The sequence below is a fragment of the Streptomyces flavofungini genome (assembly GCF_041028215.1).
Lineage (GTDB): Bacteria > Actinomycetota > Actinomycetes > Streptomycetales > Streptomycetaceae > Streptomyces > Streptomyces flavofungini_B.
In genome coordinates this window covers 1-2,620 of the sequence record NZ_JASKYR010000909.1, presented here as the reverse complement: position 1 = coordinate 2,620, position 2,620 = coordinate 1, and the positions used below count along the sequence as shown (strand labels likewise).

Genomic DNA, 2,620 nt, shown 5'->3' with positions numbered 1-2,620 from the left:
GCCCCAGGGCACCCCATGACCTTCACCAGGACGCCGGTCCACCCGGGCGTAGGGGCGCACGGCACAAGTGAGCGCTCACGCACCGGACGCGGCGCGCCGGGCCATGTCAACGCGGCCGGACTCCCGGCCCACTAGGCGCCCGCGAGCTCCTGGAGGTCGACGGTGTCACCGGCAGCGGGCTTCTCCGGTTGGACGTCCTTGTCGTAGTCGCTGAACGTGGCGGTGTTCGGGGTCTTTCCGCCCTCGGTGGAGCTGCGCAGGATGTAAGGCTCACCCTTGGTCGCCACATAGAGGGTCAGCGTCTCGCCGCCCGACTTCTTCTTGGTGAGCTTGATGGCCTCCTGGCCGCCCACCGTGGTGGTCTCACCCTTCTTCATGCCCTTGCGCTCGGACTTGTTCTTGTCCATCGACGCGACGAGCTGCTGCTTGTCGCACATGCCCTGCGAAGCGTCCTCACCCGCGGGCATCTTCGCCCACTTGTCCTTGAGCTTCGGAATCGCCTTGCCGGAGCCCGGCTGCCCCTTAAACGCGGTCTTCCAATAGGCCTCGTCGCCGCGCATGTAGAAGACATTGCCGACCTGACGCACATCGGCCCGGGTGTTCTGCATCCGGATCGTGCCGTCGCAGTTCTTCTTCCGGTCCACCGCGAGATCGACGGTCATCGTCTTGCCGTCGGCCTGCTGGGCGTCACCCTTCATGCGCATGGACTGGGCCTTCTTGGTGGCCGCGACCGCCTTCTCGGCGATCTGGTCCGCGCTCTGCCCGGAGAACGCCTTGTCCGACCCGCCCTTGTCGTCTCCGTCGTCACCGCATCCGGTGAGCAGGACCCCGGAAAGTCCGACAACCGTCATCGCCGCCAGCATTCGGCTTCCACGCACTGTGAACGTCACCCTCCCCTGGAACGCACGACCGCGTTCCGCTCGTCACACGGCCCCGATATCGGCCGCTGGATCTGCCGGTTACCCCGAATTCACACTCCTGCACAACGGAGTTGAACTTTCACCCATGACACGGACGTGCCGAAGGCGGCATGGGGCACCGCTGTCGTGGAACCTGACCCCGCGAGAGGCGTCCGGCGGCCGGGCGCGGGACGGAGCGTCGTCATGTCGGTCGATCTGGCCGGATTCCTCGGAGTGGTACTGCTGGCCTATCTGGTGCCCGGGCCGGATTTCCTGGTGGTCGTACGCGCCGCCGCGCGTCGCGCCGCCCTCGGCAGGGCGGCGGCCCTGGGGGCGCAGACGGGGCTGTGCGTGCATGTGTGCGCGGCGGCGCTCGGCCTGTCCGCGATCGCCGCGCGCTCGGCCCTGGCGTTCACCGTCATCAAGCTGGCGGGCGCCGCGTATTTGGTCTACCTGGGGGTGCGCGCCCTGCTCGACGCGCGGCGCCGGTCGCCGGAGCCGGATCGCACCCAGCGGCCGGCCTCGGTGAAGGGGGCGGCCGTCCGCCGCCGTGACAGCTTCACCGAGGGCTTCGTCACCAATGTGCTCAACCCCAAGGCCGCGCTGTTCTTCCTGAGCGTGGTGCCGCACTTCGTCGACCGGGGTGGCTCACCCACCGGGCAGATCCTCCTGCTCGGCGCGGTGGACGTCGTCGTGGGCGTGGCCTACTGGCTGGCCCTGGTGGGCGTCGCCGACCGGCTGCGCGCGGTGTTCGGCAGGTCCGCCTGGCGGCGCCGCTGGGAGCGGATCAGCGGCTGTCTCTTCATCGCCGTCGGCGTGGGGGTGGCTACGGCCGAGTGACCGGCGTACGGGAGGCGTGGACCGGCGTCATGCGGTAGCCGGTGCCGTGCGCGACGACCCGGCCCGCGGTGGGCGGTGCGAAGTGGGTGCCGAGGACGAGGGTGCCGGTGCCCGCGAGCGAGGCGAACAGACGGCGCCGGGTGGCCTCGGACCCCGCGGGGTCGATGTCGACGCACGAGCCGATGCCGGGGCGGGCGAACTGCACGGGGTGGTGGACGCAGTCGCCCGTGATCAGCGCGCTCTCACCGCGGGACGTCAGCTCGACGGCGACATGGCCCGGGGTGTGTCCGGGGGTGGGCAGCAGCCGCACGCCGTCGGCCACCTCCACACCCCCGTCGGGAACGTCGACGAGGTCGAGCAGACCGGCCTCCTCCACGGGGACGACGGAGTCGGCGAACATCTGGCGGCGCGCCTCGTCCATGTCCTGTCCGGCCCAGAACTCCCGCTCCGTGCGCGAGGTGAGGTGCCGGGCGTTCCGGAAGGTCGGCAGCCATGCGCCGTCGGCCCGGTGGGTGTTCCAGCCGACGTGGTCGGTGTGCAGGTGGGTGAGGAGCACCAGGTCGACGGAGTCCGGGGAGAACCCGGCCGCGCCGAGGTGGTCGAGGTAGCGCGTGTCGAGGCCGTCCCAGGCCGGATTGGCCCGCGTCCTGCCGTTGCCGATGCCGGTGTCGACGAGGAGGCGGGTGCCGTTCCCGGTCTCGACGGCGAAGCTCTGGCTGTGGGCGCGCAGGGTCCCGTCCGCGTCGGCGAAGGCGGGGTGCAGCCACTCCTCCCGCCGCACCACCTCGGGCGTGGCGTCGGGCAGCAGCCAGCGGCCGGTCTCCGGAGGCAGCGCGGTCTCCTCGACGCGGTGCACGGTGATGTCGCCGACGGTCCAGTAA

Annotated in this window: 3 protein-coding genes; 1 reads left to right on the top strand and 2 read right to left on the bottom strand. The window is 70.8% G+C overall.

From position 1 onward, the window contains the following. Positions 1 to 131: 131 nt before the first annotated feature. The gene (locus AB8Z36_RS36405; protein ID WP_369217669.1) at positions 132 to 851 is read right to left on the bottom strand and encodes a hypothetical protein; all 720 of its coding nucleotides are present in this window, start codon (positions 849 to 851) and stop codon (positions 132 to 134) included. Positions 852 to 1,103: 252 nt separating this feature from the next. Between AB8Z36_RS36405 and AB8Z36_RS36400 the strand changes: the two genes are divergently transcribed. After that, positions 1,104 to 1,739, top strand: a complete 636-nt coding sequence (locus AB8Z36_RS36400; RefSeq protein ID WP_369217668.1) for a LysE family translocator — start codon at positions 1,104 to 1,106, stop codon at positions 1,737 to 1,739. On the opposite strand, the gene AB8Z36_RS36395 is transcribed toward AB8Z36_RS36400, so the two are convergent. Then, on the bottom strand, positions 1,726 to 2,620 hold an 895-nt coding region (locus tag AB8Z36_RS36395), incomplete at its 5' end, for an MBL fold metallo-hydrolase (protein ID WP_369217667.1). The two genes, AB8Z36_RS36400 and AB8Z36_RS36395, sit on opposite strands and share 14 nt — an antisense overlap.